Raw genomic sequence first — 20632 nt, 5'->3', positions numbered from 1 at the left:
TCACCGACTTCGGCATCGCCCGCCTGGCCGACTCCCCCGGCCTGACCCGCACCCACGAGTTCGTCGGCACCCCCGCGTACGTCGCGCCCGAGTCCGCCGAGGGCCGCCCGCAGACGTCCGCCGTGGACATCTACGGCGCCGGCATCCTGATGTACGAGCTGGTCACCGGCCGCCCGCCGTTCGCCGGCGGCTCCGCGCTGGAGGTCCTGCACCAGCACCTGAGCGCCGAGCCGCGCCGCCCGTCCACGGTCCCCGACCCGCTGTGGACCGTCATAGAGCGCTGCCTGCGCAAGAACCCCGACGAGCGGCCCAGCGCCGTGAACCTCGGCCGCGCCCTGCGCGTCGTCGCCGAGGGCGTGGGCGTGCACGCGAACGCCGCGCAGATCGCCGCCGCGGAGGCCGTCGGCGTCCTGCTGGCCCCCGACCCGGCGCCCGCCTCCGTGCCCGGCACGGACGACACCGGCGTGCCCGGCGCGGCGGATCCGACGCAGGTGCTGCCGCAGGGCGCGCCGTCGTACGACCCGAACGGCGCCACCAGCGTCCTGCCGAGCACCGGCGGTCCGCAAGGACCGGCCGGCGCCGCCGACCCGACCACCGTCCTGCCCCATCACGGCGCCGCCGACCCCACCCGGATGATGCCGCCGATGCCGCACGGACAGCAGGGCGCCGGACCGCAGGGGCAGCAGTCCGACCAGCCGCACCCCTGGCAGTCCCAGCTGCGCGCGGCCCGCGACCGCAACGAGCAGACGCAGATCCAGTACCTCGATCCCAGCGAGGACCCGCTGCGCCGCCGCCCCCAGCGGCAGGTCGCCCGGCCGCAGCAGCAGCCGCGTCCCCAGCCCGGCCACGGCTACCCGCAGCAACAGCCGCAGCCGCGCTACGCCCAGCCCCAGCCGCAGCAGTACGCCCAGGCACCGCAGCGCAGGCAGGCCCAGCAGCCCCAGCGGTACGCGCCGCCCGCCCCGGAGCCCCAGCGGCCGGCGCGCGAGCCGCGCCGGCGCAGCGCGAACCCGATGAAGATCCCCGGGCTCGGCTGCCTGAAGGGGTGCCTGTTCACGATCGTCATCCTGTTCGTCGCGAGCTGGCTGGTCTGGGAGCTGAGCCCGCTGCAGGAGTGGATCGGGACCGGCAAGGGCTACTGGGACCAGTTGAGCTCGTGGGTCAGCACAGCGGTCGGCTGGGTCAAGGACCTGGGCGGCAGCGGCACCGGCGGCTGACCTGCGGTCCGCGGGCCGGGACCGCCGGGCACCGGAGCGCCAGGCCGTCGTAGCGCTGGGCTGTCGTGGCGCCGGGCCGTCGTAGCACCGAGCGTCAGGCAGGCGGCCCTTCGTGGCAGCGGGCCGTCGGCCGGTCGGTCGGCGCGAGCTTGGAGATTTGTCGACACCTGGCGGGTGATTTCCGCCTCCGCGGTGAAGGTTGGCTCCGCGGACGCGTAGTTTTAGCGACAACACGCGTCTGTAGGAGCAGTCTTGGCACGGAAGATCGGCAGCCGGTACACCGCGAACCAGATCCTTGGGCGTGGCAGCGCCGGCACGGTGTGGCTCGGCGAGGGGCCGGACGGGCCCGTCGCCATCAAGCTGCTGCGCGAGGACCTGGCGTCCGACCAGGAACTCGTGGGCCGGTTCGTGCAGGAGCGCACAGCGCTGCTGGGTCTCGAGCACCCGAACGTCGTCTCCGTACGGGACCTGGTGGTCGACGGAAACGACCTCGCCCTGGTCATGGACCTCGTCCGCGGCACGGACCTGCGCACCCGCCTGGAGCGGGAGCGGCGGCTGTCGCCGGAGGCGGCGGTGGCGATCGTGGCCGACGTGGCGGACGGGCTGGCCGCGGCGCACGCGGCCGGGGTCGTGCACCGGGACGTCAAGCCGGAGAACGTGCTGCTGGACATGCAGGGCCCGCTCGGTCCGGGAGGAGCGCACCCGGCGCTGCTGACGGACTTCGGTGTGGCCAAACTCATCGACTCGCCGAAGCGGACACGCGCGACGAAGATCATCGGCACGCCGGACTACCTGGCCCCGGAGATCGTGGAGGGCCTGCCGCCGCGGGCGGCGGTGGACATCTATGCGCTGGCCACCGTGCTGTACGAGCTGCTGGCCGGGTTCACTCCCTTCGGCGGCGGGCATCCGGGTGCGGTGCTGCGCCGCCACGTCACGGAGACGGTGGTGCCACTGCCCGGCATCCCCGACGAGCTGTGGCAGCTGATCGTGCAGTGCCTGGCGAAGGCGCCGGCGTCCCGGCTGCGCGCCTCCGAGCTGGCGGCGCGCCTGAGGGAGCTGCTGCCGATGCTCGCCGGAATGCCGCCCCTGGACGTGGACGAACCGGACGCGGACCCGGCCCACCAGGAGCCGCAGGAGGAGCCGTCCGCGCGGGCCCCGGAGCCCGGCGGGGACAGTGCGCGCCGCCGGGGAGCGGTGCCCCTGGTGCCCGGAGCGAAACCGGATTCCAACCGGGACACGCACACCTCGATGCGGGTCCCCGCGCCGGACGAGCTGGCAGGCGGCGCCCACGGCACGGCACGCGCCCCCCGCACGCCGGGCGCGCCCCGCCCGGGCTCCGCCCGCAACCGCACCGCCGCCCGCCGGCGGCGGATCACACTGAGCGTGGCCGGCCTGGTACTCGTCGCGGCCGTCGGCGCCGGTGCCTGGTGGGCCACGGCCGGCGACGCCCCGGCGACCCAGCCCCAGGACACGCGGCAATCGGCCCCCTCCACGCCGTGACCCCGCCGCCGCCCGGCGTTCCACGCTTGGCGGAGCCGTTACGCTGGATGCGTGGCAGTCGTCGATGTATCCGAAGAGCTCAAGTCCCTCTCCTCGACCATGGAGTCGATCGAGGCCGTTTTGGACCTCGACAAGATGAGGGCAGACATCGCCGTGCTCGAGGAGCAGGCGGCCGCGCCGTCCCTGTGGGACAACCCGGACGAGGCGCAGAAGATCACCAGCAAGCTCTCCCACCTCCAGGCCGAGGTCAGGAAGGCGGAGGCGCTGCGCGGACGGATCGACGATCTCGCCGTGCTCTTCGAGCTCGCCGAGGCCGAGGACGACCCGGACACCCGCGTCGAGGCCGAGGCCGAGCTCACCGAGGTCAGGAAGGCGCTCGACGAGATGGAGGTCCGCACCCTCCTCTCCGGCGAGTACGACGCGCGCGAGGCCCTGGTCAACATCCGCGCCGAGGCCGGTGGCGTGGACGCCGCCGACTTCGCCGAGCGGCTGCAGCGCATGTACCTGCGCTGGGCCGAGCAGCACGGCTACAAGACCGAGGTCTACGAGACGTCGTACGCGGAGGAGGCCGGCATCAAGTCGACCACCTTCGCCGTGCAGGTGCCCTACGCCTACGGCACCCTCTCCGTCGAGCAGGGCACCCACCGGCTGGTCCGCATCTCCCCCTTCGACAACCAGGGGCGGCGCCAGACCTCCTTCGCCGGTGTGGAGATCCTCCCCGTCGTCGAGCAGTCCGACCACGTCGAGATCGACGAGTCCGAGCTGCGCATCGACGTCTACCGGTCCTCGGGCCCCGGCGGCCAGGGCGTGAACACGACCGACTCCGCGGTCCGCATCACCCACCTGCCCACCGGCATCGTCGTCTCCTGCCAGAACGAGCGCTCCCAGATCCAGAACAAGGCCACGGCGATGAACGTCCTCCAGGCCAAGCTGCTGGAGCGGCGCCGTCAGGAGGAGCAGGCCAAGATGGACGCCCTCAAGGGTGACGGCGGCAACTCCTGGGGCAACCAGATGCGTTCGTACGTCCTGCACCCGTACCAGATGGTCAAGGACCTGCGCACCGAGTTCGAAGTCGGTAACCCGGAGGCCGTGTTCAACGGTGAGATCGACGGGTTCCTGGAGGCCGGAATTCGCTGGCGCAAGCAGCAGGAGCAGGCTGCGAAGTAATCTGTCGAAAAGGCAACTGCCGCCCTCTGGGCGGCAGTTGCCTTTTTCGTTCCCCGGTGTCCGTGTTTTGCATCACGCTCACATCGTTCTTCCTCCGGCAAAGCGCGCTTACCCGGACATCGCGCTCGCAATGACCTTGACGTTGCTCTGAAGACTGGGAAGTGTTGTGCGCGGCATGCGTATCTGCGGGGCGCATGTGAACCGGGGGGCTCAACGTTCAGCTACCTCCGTCGATCACGGCCCCGAGCGCGGCCTCATCGACTATCGGCTACTGGGGGTAGCAACCACATGACGAAGAAGACGCGGATCCGGGTCGCGCGCATAGCCGCCGGCGCCGTGATGGCCGCGGGCGCCTCGCTGACCGCCGCGGGTGCGGCGTCCGCAGGGGTCATCGACATCGGCGTCGACACCGGCAACGGCACCGTCTCCGCGAAGGTCAACCTCGACGGCGAGGACCCCACCTGCGACATCGCCACCAATCCGGACTGCCCTCCGGACGACGGTGGCAGCACCCCGGGTGGCCCGGGTGATGGTGGCAGTACCCCGGGTGACCCGGGTGATGGTGGCAGTACCCCGGGTGACCCCGGTGATGGTGGCAGCACCCCGGGTGACCCTGGTGATGGTGGCAGCACCCCGGGTGACCCGGGCGATGGCGGTAGCACCCCGGGTGACCCGGGCGATGGCGGTAGCACCCCGGGCAACCCGGGTGAGGGTGGCAGCACCCCGGGCAACCCGAGTGACCCGGGTGGTAACGGTGGCACCGGGAACGGCAACGGTGGCAGCGGCAGCCACAACGGCTCCGGCGGTTCTGGCAACGGCGGCTCCGGGAACACCGGCGGTTCCGGTTCCACCGGCGGGACCGCCGCCGACGGCAACCACAGTGCCCCCCAGGAGCAGGGCTCCTCGGCGCTCACCGACACCGGGGCCACCACCCCGGTCAACACCGCGCCGCAGGGTGACGGCAAGCAGCTGGCCGAGACTGGTGCCGGGCAGACCACGTTCCTGCTGGTCGGCGCCGCGACGATGATCGCCGGCGGCATCGGCTTCCGTGTTCTGCCGCGTGTGATGGCAGGCCGCGGCGGCACCGCCGCCTGAGCGTAGCCGCACCCCTACGGGACGTATCCGCGGTAGGACGGCGAAGGGCCCGGAGCCTCAAGGCTCCGGGCCCTCTCGCGTGGTCTGCCGCGCCTCGCGGACGGCTAAGCCGTCTGGTGCGCCAGCAGCGCCACCCCGGCGATCAGTACCGCCAGCAGCGCGATCAGCGCCATCGGGTTCAGTCCCGCGAAGAAGTTCTCCTGCTGCAGCCGCTCGCGGTTCGCACGGCACACGGGGCACCGGCCCTCGCTCACGGGCGCCGCGCAGTTCGCGCACACCAGCCGGTCGTACGTCATGCGCTCGCCCTCCTTGCACCGGTTACCTCTTACAACGCACGCGCGCACGCGAACGTTCCCCCCTCCACAATGCCAGGTTCCCCGGATTTCAGCGCGGGGTCCCCTCAGGTCCCGGCGTAGCACGGCCGGAGCGCAGACAAAACGTACAACTATCCCGCAACTCAGACCGGCGACTGCGCTCGCACACCCGACTCGCGTATGGTCACGCTCATCTACCCCCGGCGACCCGTGGTGCATCCGTGATCCGATTCGACAACGTCTCCAAGGTCTACCCCAAGCAGACCCGCCCCGCCCTCAGGGATGTCTCCCTGGAGGTCGAGAAGGGTGAGTTCGTGTTCCTCGTGGGATCCTCCGGCTCCGGAAAGTCCACCTTCCTGCGGCTGATCCTCCGCGAGGAGCGGTGCAGCCACGGCCAGGTGCACGTCCTCGGCAAGGACCTCGCGCGCGTCTCCAACTGGAAGGTGCCGCAGATCCGCCGCCAGTTGGGGACGGTGTTCCAGGACTTCCGCCTCCTGCCCAACAAGACGGTCGCCGAGAACGTCGCCTTCGCACAGGAGGTGATCGGCAAGTCACGCGGCGAGATCCGCAAGTCGGTGCCGCAAGTGCTCGACCTCGTCGGGCTCGGCGGCAAGGAGGACCGCAGGCCGGGCGAGCTGTCCGGTGGTGAGCAGCAGCGCGTGGCCATCGCGCGGGCCTTCGTCAACCGGCCCAAGCTGCTCATCTGCGACGAGCCCACCGGCAACCTCGACCCGCAGACCTCCGTCGGCATCATGAAGCTGCTCGACCGCATCAACCGGACGGGCACGACCGTGGTGATGGCGACCCACGATCAGAACATCGTGGACCAGATGCGCAAGCGCGTCATCGAGCTGGAGAAGGGCCGCCTCGTCCGCGACCAGGCGCGCGGCGTCTACGGCTACCAGCACTGAAGAGTCCACGTCGGAAAGGCTTGACCAGACGCCATGCGCGCCCAGTTCGTCCTGTCGGAGATCGGTGTCGGTCTCCGCCGCAACCTGACGATGACCTTCGCGGTCATCGTCTCCGTCGCCCTGTCGCTCGCCCTGTTCGGCGGGTCGCTCCTGATGAGCGACCAGGTCACGAAGATGAAGGGCTACTGGTACGACAAGGTCAACGTCTCGATCTTCCTCTGCAACAAGAGCGACGCCGAGAACGACCCCAACTGCGCCAAGGGCGCCGTCACCGAGGACCAGAAGAAGGCGATCCTCGCCGACCTGAACAAGATGTCGGTGGTCGAGAAGGTCACCTACGAGTCCCAGGACGAGGCGTACAAGCACTACAAGGAGCAGTTCGGCGACTCCCCGCTGGCCAGCTCCCTCACGCCGGACCAGATGCAGGAGTCTTACCGGATCAAGCTGAAGAACCCCGAGCAGTACAAGGTCATCGCCAGCGCCTTCAACGGGCGCGACGGTGTCCAGTCGGTCCAGGACCAGAAGGGCATCCTGGACAACCTGTTCGGGCTGCTGAACCTGATGAACCGGGCGGCCCTCGGCGTGATGGTGCTCATGCTGATCGTCGCGCTGCTGCTCATCGTCAACACCGTGCGCGTCTCGGCCTTCAGCCGGCGCCGCGAGACCGGGATCATGCGGCTGGTCGGCGCCTCCGGCTTCTACATCCAGGCCCCGTTCATCATGGAGGCCGCCGTCGCCGGTCTCATCGGTGGCGGTCTGGCCTGTGTGTTCCTCGTCGTGGGGCGCTACTTCACGGTCGACCACGGCATGGCCCTGGCCTCGAAGCTGACCCTGATCAACTTCGTCGGCTGGGACGCCGTGCTCACGAAGCTCCCGCTGATCCTCGCCGCGAGCGTGCTGATGCCCGCGCTCGCCGCGTTCTTCGCCCTGCGTAAGTACCTGAAGGTCTGACGCAGACCTGAGGTCCGACACACGCCTGAAGGGCTGACGCGCGCCTGACGGCCCGCCGCGCGCGCAGCGGCACGACGCACGTCTGGTGGCGGGACACACGCGCCTGACGCACGGCTGATGGTGTGACACACGCCTCCGCCCCTCCGCCAGGGCCGTACGTCCAACCGGACGTACGGCCCTGAGCCGTTGTCCTAGACTCACCGCCATGTCAGGTCGTGACCCGTTCTGTCAGCCCCGCCGCAGCCGCGCCGGGGCCACCCTGACATTGGTCTTCGCGGGTGTGCTCGTGGCCGGCGCGGCGACCGGCTCGCTGCCCGGCGCGCCCGGCGGATCGGGGCGCAAGCCCCCCGCGCGGGCGGCCGGTTCGACCGGCCTCGCGCCCGCCGGCCACGAGCAGGTGGCGAAGGCGGCCGCGGAGGCCATGGCCGACGGCAAGTCCCCCATGGAGGCCGCCGAACGGGCCGTCAGCCGCAGCGGCGACCGCTGGGGCGCCGTCTACTCCCAGGGCGACTACGAGGAGTTCCAGGAGGCCCTGGACGGCCAGTACACCGGTGTCGGCCTGTGGGCGCGGCGCGAGCGGGACGGCCGTATCGACGTCACCGGGGTGCGGACCGGTTCGCCCGCGGCCGACGCCGGAATCCGCCGGGGTGACCTGCTGCGCAGCGTGGACGGCCGGAAGGTGGACGGGCTGCCCGTCACGGAGGTCGTCTCGATGCTGCGCGGCGACGCCGACGACGCGCCCGCCGGCACGGCCGTCAGCCTGGGCCTGCAGCGCGGCACGCGCGCGTGGACGCAGACCGTGCGCCGGGCCCGTCTCTCGACCGACCCGGTCACGGAGCGGCGCCTCACCGGCGGGGTGACCGTCATCAAGATCACTGCGTTCGCGAAGGGCGTGGGCGACAAGGTCCGCGCGGCGGTCCGCCGGTCCCCCTCGGGCACCGGGATCATCCTGGACCTGCGGGGCAACTCGGGCGGCCTGGTCGCCGAGGCAGTCACCACAGCCTCCGCCTTCCTCGACGGCGGCCTGGTCGCCACCTACGACGTCGACGGCAAGCAGCGCGCCCTGCACGCCGACCGGGGGGGCGACACCGCGAGACCCCTGGTCGCGCTCGTCGACGGCGGCACGATGAGCGCGGCCGAGCTGCTCACCGGCGCCCTGCAGGACCGCGGCCGCGCGGTCGTGGTGGGCTCCCGCACCTTCGGCAAGGGCTCGGTGCAGATGCCGAGCCGGCTGCCCGACGGCTCCGTGGCCGAACTGACGGTCGGGCACTACCGCACCCCCTCGGGGCGCAGCGTGGACGGCCACGGCATCACACCGGACCTGGACGCGGGCAGCGACGCGCTGGGCCGGGCGCGCACGGTCCTGACGGGCCTCGGCGACGACCCCTCGTGACCCTGCGGGCGGTCACCGTGTACACATGGGCCCGGTAATCATTCCCCGCAGCCCCGCCAAGGTGCGAAAATGGTCTGCACTATGGCTAAGGAAAAAGGGCGCAAGCTGATCGCGCAGAACAAGAAGGCGCGGCACGACTACCACATCCTCGACACCTATGAGGCCGGCATGGTCCTCACCGGCACCGAGGTGAAGTCGCTGCGCCAGGGGAGGGCCTCGCTGGTCGACGGCTTCGTGCAACTGGACGGTCACGAAGCGTGGCTGTACAACGTGCACGTGCCCGAGTACAGCCAGGGCACGTGGACCAACCACAGCGCCCGCCGCAAGCGGAAGCTGCTGCTGCACCGGGTGGAGATCGAGAAGCTGGAGTCGAAGTCCCAGGAGACGGGTCACACGATCGTGCCCCTCGCCCTGTACTTCAAGGACGGCCGTGCCAAGGTCGAGATCGCTCTGGCGAAGGGCAAGAAGGAGTACGACAAGCGCCAGACCCTCCGCGAGAAGCAGGACCGGCGCGAGGCGGAGCGGGCGATGTCGGCGGTGCGGCGCAAGCAGCGGGCGTAGGGTCCGTGCCGCCTGGAATGCCCCGGCGCCCTACGGTGTTGTAGGTGGTACCACGGCTGGGTGAACGCCGGTGGGGCCGACCGGGAGAGCGCCGGGAATAAGCTGGCACGGACCCGTGTTGGTCACGTACGATGGCGCCTGCACCACAAAGATGGTGCCTGCCCCCTCTGCGGAGGGGACCGCCTCTTCGGAGGTTTGAAAAATCAACATGGGGATGATCGGTTTCGACAGCGGCTGTCGAAGCAGGGGAAGCGTGTCGAGGAAGCGGCCATGATCTCGTAAACCACAGGCCGAAAAAAATAATCGCCAACACCAAGCGCGATTCCTCCCAGCAGGCCTTCGCCCTCGCTGCCTGATAGGCAGCGCGAGCGAGCCTCCTACTAAGGGAGTGTCAGCCCGGGGCTGTTCCCGACCCGGATCCTGGCATCGACTAGGGGACTAAACCTTGATCCCGGTCACGGGGTGAAGAGGGAAACCAAACAGTGACTGAGCCCGTCGGAGACTTGTCCGCGTGATCTCCGGGGCCGAGAAAAGCGAAGCGGACTGCACACGGAGAAGCCCTGGTTCCGCACCGTTGGACGCGGGTTCGATTCCCGCCATCTCCACGATCGGGAAGGCCCCGAGCCTTCCCACCCATGTGGACAGAGGCCCTGCCGCTCACGAGCGGCAGGGCCTCTGTCATGGGCTCCCTTCATGGTGTCCATTCATATGCCCCGCACGGACCACCGCCCGCACGGACCGCCGGGTCACCCGGTGCGCCGGACGAGGGAGATCAGCAACGCCACCGCCGCCGCCGTGACCGGCACCCCGTACGCCGCCGTCGGCGACAGGTGCTCCACCGCCCAGCCGCCGGCCGCGCTGCCGCAGCCGATGCCGCCCAGCAGGCCGGTCACCGCGAGGGTCATGCCCTCGTTGAGGCGGCCCTCGGGGGTGCGCTGCTGGACCAGGGTCATGTTGGTGACCATGGTGGGCGCCGTCGCCGTACCGGCGACGAGCAGTGCCCCCGACAGCAGCACGAGGGAGCCGGTCAGCGTGGCGGCCAGCAGCGGCAGCGTCATGAGCGCCGTCATCGCCGCCACGCACCACCGCAGCCGCCGGTCGGCCGGGCCCGCCGGGCGCAGCAGCCCGTACACCAGCCCCGCCACGCACGACCCGGCCGCCTGCAATCCGAGCGCCACGCCCGCCACCGACCGGTGCCCCTGGGCGTCCGCGAACGCCACCGTGACCACCTCCATGGCCCCGAACACCGCTCCCATGGCGAGACAGACCGCGAGCTGCGCCGGCATGCCCGGGGCGCGCAGGGGTGCCTTCGCCGGGGACGTCTGCGGCCGGGGCGGCGGCTCGGTCGAGCGCTGGGCGGCGAACAGCAGCACGCCCACCAGCAGCAGCACCGCGGCGGTCAGCGTCCCGGCCTCCGGGAAGAACGTGCCGCACAGGAAGGCCGCGAGGACCGGGCCGAGCATGTAGCACAGCTCGTCGGCCGCCTGCTCGAAGGAGTTCGCGGTGTGCAGTGCCGTGGGGTCGCCCTTGAGCAGGTGAGCCCAGCGGGCACGGGACATGCCACCGGTGTTGGGGGTCGTGGCGGTGGCGGCGTAGGCGGCGAAGAGGGTCCAGTCCGGGGCGTCGTAGTGCACGCACAGCACGAGGGCCAGGCTGCCCAGCACCGCACAGACGGTGGCGGGAACGGCTGTACGCGCCTGGCCATGGCGGTCCACCGACCGTGCGATCCAGGGCGCGGTCACCGCGGTGGCCGCGAGGCCGGTGGCGGTGACGGCGCCGGCGAGGGCGTACGAGTCGCGGGATCCGGCGATCATGACGACCGCACTCACGCCGAACATGCCCGAGGGCAGCCGGGCTATGAGGTTCCCCGCGGTGAAGGCGCGGGCGCCGGGGACGGTGAAGAGGCGGCGGTAGGGGTTGGCGGTCGCCGGTGCGGTCACCGCGGCGACGGCCCGGTCGCTCGCTTCGGTGGCCGTCTCGGCCGTGGTCTCGGGAGGCGTCGGTGGCATGTCCCCACCGTCGCCCGGAGTGGATCACGTGGTCCAACACCTTCTCGTCGCCAATTCACGCACCTGCGTTGTAAGTTCAACGCATGCCCGTCGTGCCCGGCCGCCTCCTGGACCCCCGCCTGCTCCGCGCCTTCGTCGCCGTCGCCGAGGAGCTGCACTTCACGCGGGCCGCGGCCCGGCTGTACGTGGCCCAGCAGGCGCTCAGCCGTGATGTACGGCGGCTGGAGCGCGAGTTGGGCGCAGAGCTGTTCGTGCGGACGACCCGGCAGGTGACCCTGACCGCCGACGGCGAGCGGCTGCTGCCGCACGCGCGCCGGGTGCTCGACGCCCAGGACGAGCTGCTGGCCGCCTTCGGACAGGCCCGGCCGCTGCTCGTCGACCTGAACTCGCCGGGCCTGGCCACCGGCCGCCGCGTGCTGCACAGGGCCCGTGAAATCGCCCCCGAGCACGAGATCATGGCGCGCTTCGAGAGTGGGCTGACGGGCGCGGCGGCCGAGCTGCTGGCGGGCCGCCTGGACGCCTCCTTCGGTCGGTACGCGGGCCTGGACCCGGCGCTGCGGGCCAGGCTGGACCACCAGTTCGTGCGGTACGAGCCGATGGCGGTCGTCCTGCCCGAGGACCACCCGCTGGCTCGGCTGACCGAGGTCCCGCTGGCCGCGCTGGCGGGCGAGACCGTGTACGCCGGTGCCGGGAACCCGCGTACCCCGGAGTGGACCGAGCTCGCGCACCACCTGTTCGACGGCCGTGACATCGCGGTCGCGCCGCCGGCTCCGCTGGCCGTCGGGGTGGAGGAGTTCGAGCGGCTGATGGCCAAGACCGGGCACCCCGTGCTCGCGGTGGTCGGGTTCCCGGCCCTGCCCCGGACCGTCGTACGGCCGCTCGTCGATCCCGTTCCGCTGTCACCGGTGTCGCTCGTGTGGCGCAGGGGACTGGTGCATCCCGCGTTCGACGCGCTACGTCGCGCGGCGGCGGAACTCGCGGCACGGGAGGGCTGGTTGCGCCGACCCGAAACCGGATGGATTCCAGCCATCGACGAATCAACGGCAAATCGGTCAATTTCGTTCATCATTGATCTTCACGATTCCTGACCACCCCTGCGAGCGTTAGGTTCTTGACCGCCGAGCACGGTGGGACAAAACGGGGCGCATGGACAGGTGGGGGCCTGATCCGGCGACGCGGGCTCGGAGTCGTATGCGCGCCCGGAATACTCCCTTGGGGGAAGCTACGTGCGCGTGAACAAGGGACCGGAACCGGCCCAACCCGAATGGCCCGCGGCCGCATCCGCGACCGGAGCCGTGCCTGCCGTCGAGGGCGACGACGGCGGCGACACTGCCGGTGACGTCCAGACGTTCCCGGAGACGGGCGTCGGCCGCGCGCTGCGGGTCGAGGACCCGTGGGAGGAGTCCGGGCACGACGGGCCCGATCCGGAGGAGCTGACCGTCCGACTCGACCGCACGGAAGGGAAGCCGGAGGATCCGGGCACCGACCGTCACGACACCAACGGCCGCGAGGGCGGCGGCTCCGACCGGCCGGTCTTCGTCGACGCCTCGGGCCGCCGCAGTCGGCGGTTCCGCCGGCTCGGCATGGCCGTGGGGCTCGCCTGCGCGGTCTACGCCGTCGTCATCGTCGTCACTCTCGTCTCGGGCAACTCCAACGCCCCCTGGCTGCCGGTTCCGGGTCAGGCCGACGACCGGCCGGCGAGCAAGGTCGACACCTCCCCGACGCCCTCGGACCCGGCACGTCCGCCCGGCACCGGAGGCGGGGTCGCCGTACCCGGAGGGCCGGGCGCGTCAGGGGCGCCGGCAGTGCCGGGGATCTCCGCACCGGGCGTGGGCGGCAAGCCGACCGCGGGCGCGAGCGCGGGTTCCGCGACACCCCACGCCTCCCCCGGTTCGCACCAGCCGGGCGCCTCGGCCCCTGCCGGACCGAGCGCCTCGGGGACCGGCGGGCCCAAGTCCCCGGGCACCGGCGCGTCCGGACCCGTCGTCGAACCGAGCCCGCCACCGGTCACCTCGTCGCCCGACCCGACGCCCAGCAGCACCGGCGGCCCGTCCGCACCCGACCCGTCGACACCTCCCGGTGGCGGCAGCAGCGGGAGTGCGGGCGGCCCCGGCAGCGGCGGCTCGGGAACGGTCGCGGACGGTCCGGGCACTCCGGTGCCCGTCACGCAGGAGCCGGGGCCGGGAAGCACCGCAGGCCCCGGCCCCACGACGGCACCCGGACCCACCTCCGCGCCGGGCCCCACCGGGTCCTCGGCCGGTGCGTCGGCACCGGCGTCCTCGGGAACCCTCGCCTGATGGCACGCGTCTCTCGCAGAGGCACACGCCGTCCTGCCGGCGGCCGCCCGCTCGCGTCCCGCCCTGCCCCGCGCCTGCCCCTGCGCCAGCTGCTGCCCATGGTCGTACTCGCCGCGCTGATGGCGATGCTGATGCTGCGCGGCTACGTGCACAGCGAGATCCTGGCCGACCACCGCATCCGCCCCGAGGTCGGCATCGACAAGGTGCCGGAGAAGATCCTCGACGGCGGCCCCGTCATCGACACCCGCGGCGGACGGGCGACCAGTCTGCGCGTGCCGGACCACCGCCTGGTCCTCACCTTCGACGACGGCCCCGACCCGACGTGGACCCCGAAGGTGCTGGACGTGCTCAAGAAGTACCACGCGCACGCGGTCTTCTTCGTCACCGGGACCATGACCTCCCGCTACCCGGACCTGGTCAAGCGCATGGTCGCAGAGGGCCACGAGGTGGGCCTGCACACCTTCAACCACCCCGACCTCTCCTTCCAGTCCCGCGGGCGCATCGACTGGGAGCTGTCGCAGAACCAGCTGGCCATCACCGGCGCGGCGGGCGTGCGCACCTCGCTCTTCCGGCCGCCGTACTCCTCCTTCGCCAACGCCATGGACAACCGGTCCTGGCCGGTGACCGAGTACATCGGCAGCCGCGGCTACATCACCGTGGTCAACACCGCCGACAGCGAGGACTGGCGCAAACCCGGGGTCGGCGAGATCATCCGCCGGGCCACCCCCAAGGGCGGCAAGGGCGCGATCGTGCTGATGCACGACTCCGGCGGCGACCGTCACCAGACGGTCCAGGCCCTGGACCGCTACCTGCCCGAACTGCAGGCGCGCGGCTACCGGTTCGACAACCTCACCGAGGCACTCGGCGCGCCCAGCGCGCTCACCCCGGTCACCGGCCCCGACCTCTGGCAGGGCAAGGCGTGGATCTCCCTGGTCCAGGCCTCCGACGACATCACCGACGGCCTGGGCGTCTGCCTGGCCGTGGTCGGCGGCCTGGTCATCGCCCGCTTCGCCCTGATGCTGCTGCTCTCCGGCGCGCACGCCCGCCGGGTGCGCCGCCCCGGCTTCCGCTGGGGAGAGCCGGTCACCGAACCGGTGTCGGTGCTGGTGCCGGCGTACAACGAGGCCAAGTGCATCGAGAACACGGTCCGTTCCCTGATGGCGAGCGAGCATCCGGTCGAGGTCGTGGTGGTGGACGACGGTTCGGCCGACGGCACCGCCGACATCGTCGAGGCCATGAACCTGCCCGGCGTACGGGTCGTGCGCCAGCGCAACGCGGGCAAGCCGGCCGCCCTGAACCGCGGGATCGCGCACGCGACGCACGACCTGATCGTGATGATGGACGGCGACACGGTCTTCGAACCGTCCACCGTCCGTGAACTCGTCCAGCCCTTCGGCGACCCACAGGTGGGTGCCGTGGCCGGCAACGCCAAGGTCGGCAACCGGAACTCGTTGATCGGCGCCTGGCAGCACATCGAGTACGTGATGGGCTTCAACCTCGACCGCCGCATGTACGACCTCCTGCGCTGCATGCCGACGATCCCGGGCGCGGTCGGGGCGTTCCGGTGCTCCGCCCTGCGGCAGGTCGGCGGCATGAGCGACGACACGCTCGCCGAGGACACCGACATCACCATGGCGCTGCACCGCGCCGGCTGGCGGGTGGTGTACGCCGAGGACGCCCGGGCCTGGACCGAGGCGCCCGAGTCGGTCCAGCAGCTGTGGTCCCAGCGCTACCGCTGGTCCTACGGCACCATGCAGGCGATCTGGAAGCACCGCCGGGCGCTGCTGGACCGCGGCCCGTCCGGCCGCTTCGGCCGCTTGGGCCTGCCGCTGGTGTCCCTGTTCATGGTGGTGGCCCCGCTGCTCGCACCCCTGATCGACATCTTCCTGCTCTACGGCGTGGTCTTCGGCCCGACGCAGAAGACGATCCTGGCCTGGCTGGGCGTCCTGGCCATCCAGGCGACCTGCGCGGCGTACGCCTTCCGCCTGGACCGGGAACGCATCACGCACCTGATCTCCCTCCCGCTCCAGCAGATCCTCTACCGCCAGCTGATGTACGTGGTCCTGCTCCAGTCCTGGATCACGGCACTGACCGGCGGCCGCCTGCGCTGGCAGAAACTGCGCCGCACGGGCGTGGTGGAGGCACCCGGAGGGCCGGTACCACGCGAGCGCGTGGGGGAGACGATCGATCGGAGGCCGGTGGGATGACGCAGGCACTCGCCCCGGAGAACGCCGCCGGGCACAAGCCGACCGGCGGCCGGGACCGCTACCTGGACCTCCTGCGCGCCCTCGCCCTGCTCCGGGTGGTGCTCTACCACCTCTTCGGCTGGGCCTGGCTCACGGTGCTGTTCCCGTCCATGGGCGTGATGTTCGCGCTGGCGGGCTCCCTGATGGCACGCTCGCTGAACCGCCCGGCGGTAAGCGTGATCAAGGGCAGGCTGAGAAGGCTCCTGCCCCCGCTCTGGGCGTTCGCCGCGGTGCTCCTGCCGCTGATGCTGGCCGCCGGCTGGAACCCCCTGAAGGACCCCGACATAGGTGGCACGGCCGGTCTGGTGAAGCTGCTGGACTACGTCGTCCCGATCGGCGCCCCGCCCTATCCCGTGCACCTGGGCTCAGACTCCGGCCTGCTCGATGCGAGCTGGGCGGACGACGCGGCGGGCCCGCTGTGGTACCTCCGCGCCTACCTCTGGTTCGTCCTGGCCTCGCCGCTCCTCCTGCGGGCCTTCCGCAGAGCCCCGTGGCCGACCCTGCTCGCCCCGCTGGTCCTGACGGCGGTCGTCGGCACCGGCCTGGTCACCATCCCCGGTGAGACGGGCAACGCGGTGACGGACTTCGCGGTCTACGGCGGCTGCTGGATCCTCGGCATCGCCCACCACGAGGGACTGCTGCGGACGATCCCCCGCTATCTGGCCGTCTCGGTCTCGGCACTGCTGATGGCCTTCGCCCTGTGGTGGGCATCCGGCCACCAGGGCCCCGACGGCTGGGATCTGAACGACATCCCGCTGGCCCAGGCGACCTGGTCCTTCGCCGTCGTCGTGATCCTGCTCCAGTACTCCCCGTCCTGGCAGCGGTTCCCCGCCCGGCTGCGCCACTGGGAGGGACTCATCACCCTCGCGAACAACCGAGCCGTCACTATCTACCTCTGGCACAACCTCCTCATCACCCTCACCGTCCCCCTCCTCGACCAGGCCTACAACCTGCCCTTCATGCAGGGCGACAGGGCGTCGGCACTTCTCGACTCGACCTACGGCCTGTGGATGTTCATCCTGGTGTGGCCGCTCATCGCCGCCGCGATCCTCGCCTTCGGCTGGATCGAGGACCTGGCGGCCAAGCGGAAGCCACGGCTGTGGCCGAGCGGGAGCGGTTCAGCCCGCCCGCGGCACCACCTCTCACCCTCGCCTCCCCCGGGGTGAGAGCAACGTTCCCTGTCGGTCACCCACAGCCACAGTGCGGAAACGCCGTCTTCCTACCTTCGGGAGCGGGCCACTGAGCGCATCACAGCGCACCGCACCGTGGAGGCGACATGACAGCCAGCCGCAGTCCCAGCCGCAGCCGCTGGATCGAGGACTGGGACCCGGAGGACGAGGGCTTCTGGGAGGAGAAGGGGAAGAGGATCGCGGGCCGGAACCTGTTCTTCTCCGTGCTCTCCGAGCACATCGGGTTCTCCGTGTGGACCCTGTGGTCCGTGCTCGTGCTGTTCATGGGCCCCGAGTACGGACTCGGCCCCGCCGACAAGTTCCTGCTCACCTCCCTGGTGACGCTGGTCGGGGCGGTCGTACGGGTGCCGTACACCTTCGCCGTCGCCGTCTTCGGGGGGCGGAACTGGACCATCGTCTCCGCGAGTCTGCTGCTCGTGCCGACCGTCGCCGCGTTCGTCGTCATGCACCCGGGTACGTCCTTCTCGACCTTCCTGTGGGTCGGGCTCCTCGCGGGTGTCGGCGGCGGCAACTTCGCCTCCTCCATGACCAACATCAACGCCTTCTTCCCGATGCGGAGGAAGGGCTGGGCGCTGGGGCTCAACGCCGGGGGCGGCAACGTCGGCGTGCCCGTCATCCAACTCGTCGCCCTCGCGGTGATCGGGGCGAGCGGCGGGCCGCGCGTGCTGCTGGGGATCTACATCCCGCTGATCGTCGTCGCCGCCGTGCTCGCCGCGCTGTTCATGGACAACCTCGCCTCCGTGAAGAGCGACACCGGCGCCGCCAAGGACGCCGCGAGGGAGGCCCACACCTGGATCATGTCCTTGCTGTACGTGGGGACCTTCGGGTCGTTCATCGGGTACAGCTTCGCCTTCGGACAGGTGCTCCAGAGCCAGTTCGGGCGTACGCCGCTGGAGGCCTCCTACCTCACCTTCATCGGGCCGCTGCTCGGGTCCCTGATCCGGCCCGTGGGCGGCCGGCTCGCCGACCGTTACGGCGGGGCGCGGATCACCCTGTGGAACTTCGTCGCCATGGCCGCCGCGACCGCCGTCCTCGTCGTGGCCGGCATGCACCGGTCGCTGCCGCTGTTCGTGGCCGTGTTCGTCGTGCTGTTCGTGCTCAGCGGGCTCGGCAACGGGTCGACGTACAAGATGATCCCCGGCATCTTCCAGGCCAAGGCCCTCGCCCAGGGGCTCACCGGCGAGGCGGCGGCCAGCCATGCACGGCGGCTGTCCGGGGCCTCCATGGGGCTCATCGGGGCCGTGGGCGCGCTCGGCGGCGTCGGCATCAACCTCGCCTTCAGGCAGTCGTTCCTCTCCTACGGGTCAGGAACCGGCGCCTTCGTCGCCTTCCTCGTCTTCTACGCCGGGGCCTTCGCGGTCACCTGGGCCGTATACCTCCGTCCGGGTGGCGGCCGCGTTCCGGCCGCCGGTGCCACCGCCGAGGCCGACCCGCAGCTCAGCTATGCCGAGGTGTGATCCTGGAGCGTGACGTAACACTGGTGACATCAGGCCGAACCGAACCCGACACGCGCCGTTGACAGGCTCGACGGGCAGGAACGGCAGGACGACGCGAGCGCGGGACGAGAGCCATGGACGAGGCCGAAGAGCGGGAACAGACGCAGCAGCGGGCGGAGCACGGGCCGCTGGCCGGGTTCACCGTGGGGGTGACGGCCGCGCGCCGGGCCGACGAGCTCGGGGCACTGCTCGAGCGCCGGGGCGCCACGGTGCTGCACGCGCCCGCGCTGCGCATCGTTCCGCTCGCGGACGACGGCGAACTCCTCGCCGCCACCAAGGAGATCATCGATCAGGCGCCCGACGTCGTGGTCGCCACCACCGCGATCGGCTTCCGCGGATGGGTGGAGGCGGCGGAGGGGTGGGGACTCGGCGAGGGCCTGCTCGCCCGGTTGCACCAGGTCGAGCTGCTGGCGCGCGGGCCCAAGGTCAAGGGCGCGATCCGGGCCGCCGGGCTGAGCGAGGAGTGGTCGCCCTCGTCGGAGTCCATGGCCGAGGTGCTCGACCGGCTGCTGGAGCAGGGCGTGGACGGGCGGCGGGTGGCGGTGCAGCTGCACGGCGAGCCGCTGCCGGGGTTCGTGGAGGCGCTGCGCGCCGGGGGAGCGCAGGTCGTGCCGGTGCCGGTGTACCGGTGGCTGCCGCCGGAGGATCCCGGTCCGCTGGACCGGCTGCTGGACGCCGTCGTCTCCGGCGGGATCGACGCGCTCACCTTCACCAGCGCCCCGGCCGCCGCGTCGCTGCTGTCGCGGGCGCAGGAGCGGGGACTGCTGGCCGAGCTGCTGGCGGCTTTCGCCCATGACGTGCTGCCCGCGTGCGTCGGGCCGGTCACCGCGGTGGCGTTGCAGGCCCACGGGGTCGACACCGTGCAGCCGGAGCGGTTCCGGCTGGGGCCGCTGGTGCAGTTGCTGTGCCGCGAACTTCCGGGACGTGCGCGGGCGTTGCCCGTCGCCGGGCACCGAGTGGAGATCCGGGGCCATGCGGTGCTGGTGGACGGGGAGCTGAAGCCGGTGCCCCCGGCCGGGATGGCGCTGCTGCGGGCGCTGGCGCGGCGGCCCGGATGGGTGGTCGCCCGGGCCGAACTGCTGCGCACGCTGCCGGGGGCGGGCCGGGACGAGCACGCGGTGGAGACGGCGATGGCCCGCCTGCGCACGGCCCTCGGCACACCGAAGCTGATCCAGACCGTGGTCAAGCGAGGCTACCGGTTGGCCCTCGACCCGGCAGCGGACGCGAAGTACGCGGACGGGTAGTGCGGGGGTGCGCCGGCGGTGGAGCTGGGCGGACGCCGGTGAGGGCGTGTGGGGGAGTGCCCAGGGACGGGCGCGGCAGCGCTCGGGTGCGCGGGCGGTGGCGATCGGCGTATGCGGGCGAGGGTGTGCGGGGGGTAGTGCTCGGCGTACGCGGGCGGTAGCGCCCCGGCCGTAGGCGCACCGGTACCTGTCCCCGGCCTCCGGAGCGGTGCGCGAGGGGTTCCGGCCGCGGGAGCGGGCGGGCACTGTGGGAGGGAACGGTTCCCCAGCCCTGACGAGCACCCCGCCCACCTCTGCCGACCGGGAGCTGGACCGGGGTGACCCTAGGCGGTGACAGGCACATGGCACTGGGTACGGCCACGGTCCCGTACGAGCTGCGCTTCGACGCCGGGCGGATCTGCCTGGATCTCCTCTCCACCACCCATCCCGAGGAACGGCTGGACTCGGTGGCGCCGTTGTGCGCCTGGATCAGAGGGTCGGGGCTGGTGCCGCCGGGCACCGGACTGGCCCACGCCGACGCCTCCTGGCTGGTGGGCTTCCGGGAACTACGGGGAGACGTCGGCCAGTTGGTACGCGGATCCCTGGCCGGCGCCCTCCGGTCCCGTGACCGCGCCCCCGGCTCCGGCCCGCACGTCCTCGCCGTCGCCCTCGCCCGCGTCAACGACCTCGCTCGCCCCGCCCCGCCGGCCCCCCGCGCCGTACGGTGCGAAGACGGCACCCTCGTACGCGAGTTGGCGGCGCCTCCCGACTGCGCCGCCCTGATGGCGGTCGTCGCGCGGGACGCCGTGGAACTGCTCACCGATCCCGTGGCCCGGGCGGCCCTGCGTCAGTGCGCGGGTGACAACTGCCCGATCGTCTACCTGGACACCTCCCGGGGGCGCAGGAGGCGCTGGTGCTCCAGTGAGGTCTGCGGGAACCGTGAGCGAGTGGCCCGCCACCGCCGCCGCGCGGCCCTCGCCCGCGCGTGACGGACCCTCGCCGATCCCGGCCGGCCCCACCGGCTCCCGTACGGCTGTGATTTGGGCGACATTCCGTTTGCGT

At 71.7% G+C, this 20632-nt stretch carries 17 protein-coding genes and 1 other RNA gene; 16 read left to right on the top strand and 2 right to left on the bottom strand.

Going from position 1 to position 20632, the window contains the following annotated elements:
- From BZY54_RS19000 to BZY54_RS18985, 4 genes are all read left to right on the top strand, one after another.
- A partial coding sequence (locus BZY54_RS19000; RefSeq protein WP_086726383.1) for a protein kinase domain-containing protein occupies positions 1 to 1217 on the top strand: 1217 nt, incomplete at its 5' end.
- Between the two features lie 252 nt (positions 1218 to 1469).
- Positions 1470 to 2717 (top strand): serine/threonine-protein kinase, encoded by a 1248-nt coding sequence (locus BZY54_RS18995; RefSeq protein ID WP_086726382.1) that lies wholly within the window; start codon positions 1470 to 1472, stop codon positions 2715 to 2717.
- A 51-nt stretch (positions 2718 to 2768) separates the two neighbouring features.
- Positions 2769 to 3884, top strand: coding sequence for a peptide chain release factor 2 (gene prfB, locus BZY54_RS18990; protein ID WP_086726381.1), 1116 nt, complete (start codon positions 2769 to 2771; stop codon positions 3882 to 3884).
- 288 nt (positions 3885 to 4172) lie between these two features.
- A complete protein-coding gene (locus BZY54_RS18985) occupies positions 4173 to 4979 on the top strand; it encodes an ICP22 family protein (protein WP_086726380.1) in 807 nt (268 codons plus the stop codon).
- Between the two features lie 104 nt (positions 4980 to 5083).
- Here the strand turns inward: BZY54_RS18985 and BZY54_RS18980 are convergent, their stop codons facing one another.
- Positions 5084 to 5275 (bottom strand): hypothetical protein, encoded by a 192-nt coding sequence (locus BZY54_RS18980; RefSeq protein WP_086726379.1) that lies wholly within the window; start codon positions 5273 to 5275, stop codon positions 5084 to 5086.
- Positions 5276 to 5514: 239 nt separating this feature from the next.
- Here BZY54_RS18980 and ftsE point away from each other — a divergent pair, with 239 nt between their 5' ends.
- The 5 genes from ftsE to ssrA all read left to right on the top strand — a co-directional run bounded on the left by ftsE (position 5515) and on the right by ssrA (position 9717).
- Positions 5515 to 6204: a cell division ATP-binding protein FtsE gene (gene ftsE, locus BZY54_RS18975; protein ID WP_086726378.1), complete on the top strand. Its 690-nt coding sequence runs from the start codon at positions 5515 to 5517 to the stop codon at positions 6202 to 6204.
- A 33-nt stretch (positions 6205 to 6237) separates the two neighbouring features.
- Entirely contained in the window at positions 6238 to 7155 is a 918-nt protein-coding gene (gene ftsX, locus BZY54_RS18970) for a permease-like cell division protein FtsX (RefSeq protein WP_086726377.1), read from the top strand.
- 205 nt (positions 7156 to 7360) lie between these two features.
- Positions 7361 to 8548 carry a S41 family peptidase gene (locus tag BZY54_RS18965; protein ID WP_086726376.1) on the top strand — a complete coding sequence of 396 codons (1188 nt, stop codon included), beginning with the start codon at positions 7361 to 7363 and terminating at the stop codon, positions 8546 to 8548.
- 81 nt (positions 8549 to 8629) lie between these two features.
- Positions 8630 to 9109, top strand: a complete 480-nt coding sequence (gene smpB, locus BZY54_RS18960) for an SsrA-binding protein SmpB (protein ID WP_086726375.1) — start codon at positions 8630 to 8632, stop codon at positions 9107 to 9109.
- Between the two features lie 210 nt (positions 9110 to 9319).
- Positions 9320 to 9717: a transfer-messenger RNA gene (gene ssrA / locus BZY54_RS18955) on the top strand.
- A gap of 138 nt (positions 9718 to 9855) precedes the next feature.
- Here ssrA and BZY54_RS18950 read toward each other — a convergent pair.
- A complete protein-coding gene (locus BZY54_RS18950; RefSeq protein WP_244217224.1) occupies positions 9856 to 11118 on the bottom strand; it encodes an MFS transporter in 1263 nt (420 codons plus the stop codon).
- A gap of 83 nt (positions 11119 to 11201) precedes the next feature.
- On the opposite strand from BZY54_RS18950, the gene BZY54_RS18945 reads away from it, so the two are divergent.
- The 7 genes from BZY54_RS18945 to BZY54_RS18915 all read left to right on the top strand — a co-directional run bounded on the left by BZY54_RS18945 (position 11202) and on the right by BZY54_RS18915 (position 20559).
- On the top strand, positions 11202 to 12206 hold the full coding sequence (locus tag BZY54_RS18945) for a LysR family transcriptional regulator (RefSeq protein WP_086726374.1): 1005 nt from the start codon (positions 11202 to 11204) through the stop codon (positions 12204 to 12206).
- A gap of 144 nt (positions 12207 to 12350) precedes the next feature.
- Positions 12351 to 13415: a translation initiation factor IF-2 gene (locus BZY54_RS18940; RefSeq protein ID WP_244217223.1), complete on the top strand. Its 1065-nt coding sequence runs from the start codon at positions 12351 to 12353 to the stop codon at positions 13413 to 13415.
- Positions 13415 to 15622, top strand: a complete 2208-nt coding sequence (locus BZY54_RS18935) for a bifunctional polysaccharide deacetylase/glycosyltransferase family 2 protein (protein ID WP_086726373.1) — start codon at positions 13415 to 13417, stop codon at positions 15620 to 15622. Before BZY54_RS18940 ends, BZY54_RS18935 begins: the two co-directional genes overlap by 1 nt.
- A complete protein-coding gene (locus BZY54_RS18930; protein WP_086726372.1) occupies positions 15619 to 16827 on the top strand; it encodes an acyltransferase family protein in 1209 nt (402 codons plus the stop codon). The genes BZY54_RS18935 and BZY54_RS18930 overlap by 4 nt, the downstream gene beginning before the upstream one ends.
- 110 nt (positions 16828 to 16937) lie before the next feature.
- The gene (locus BZY54_RS18925; RefSeq protein WP_086726371.1) at positions 16938 to 18308 is read left to right on the top strand and encodes a nitrate/nitrite transporter; all 1371 of its coding nucleotides are present in this window, start codon (positions 16938 to 16940) and stop codon (positions 18306 to 18308) included.
- Positions 18309 to 18421: 113 nt separating this feature from the next.
- Positions 18422 to 19591 (top strand): uroporphyrinogen-III synthase, encoded by a 1170-nt coding sequence (locus BZY54_RS18920; protein ID WP_086726370.1) that lies wholly within the window; start codon positions 18422 to 18424, stop codon positions 19589 to 19591.
- Positions 19592 to 19932: 341 nt separating this feature from the next.
- Positions 19933 to 20559: a CGNR zinc finger domain-containing protein gene (locus tag BZY54_RS18915; protein WP_086726369.1), complete on the top strand. Its 627-nt coding sequence runs from the start codon at positions 19933 to 19935 to the stop codon at positions 20557 to 20559.
- Positions 20560 to 20632 lie beyond the last annotated feature (73 nt).

Source organism: Streptomyces carpinensis, from assembly GCF_002154505.1.
Classification (GTDB): Bacteria; Actinomycetota; Actinomycetes; order Streptomycetales; family Streptomycetaceae; genus Streptomyces; species Streptomyces carpinensis.
Note: the sequence above shows the minus strand (reverse complement) of the source record. Positions and strands in the feature narration are given on the sequence as shown.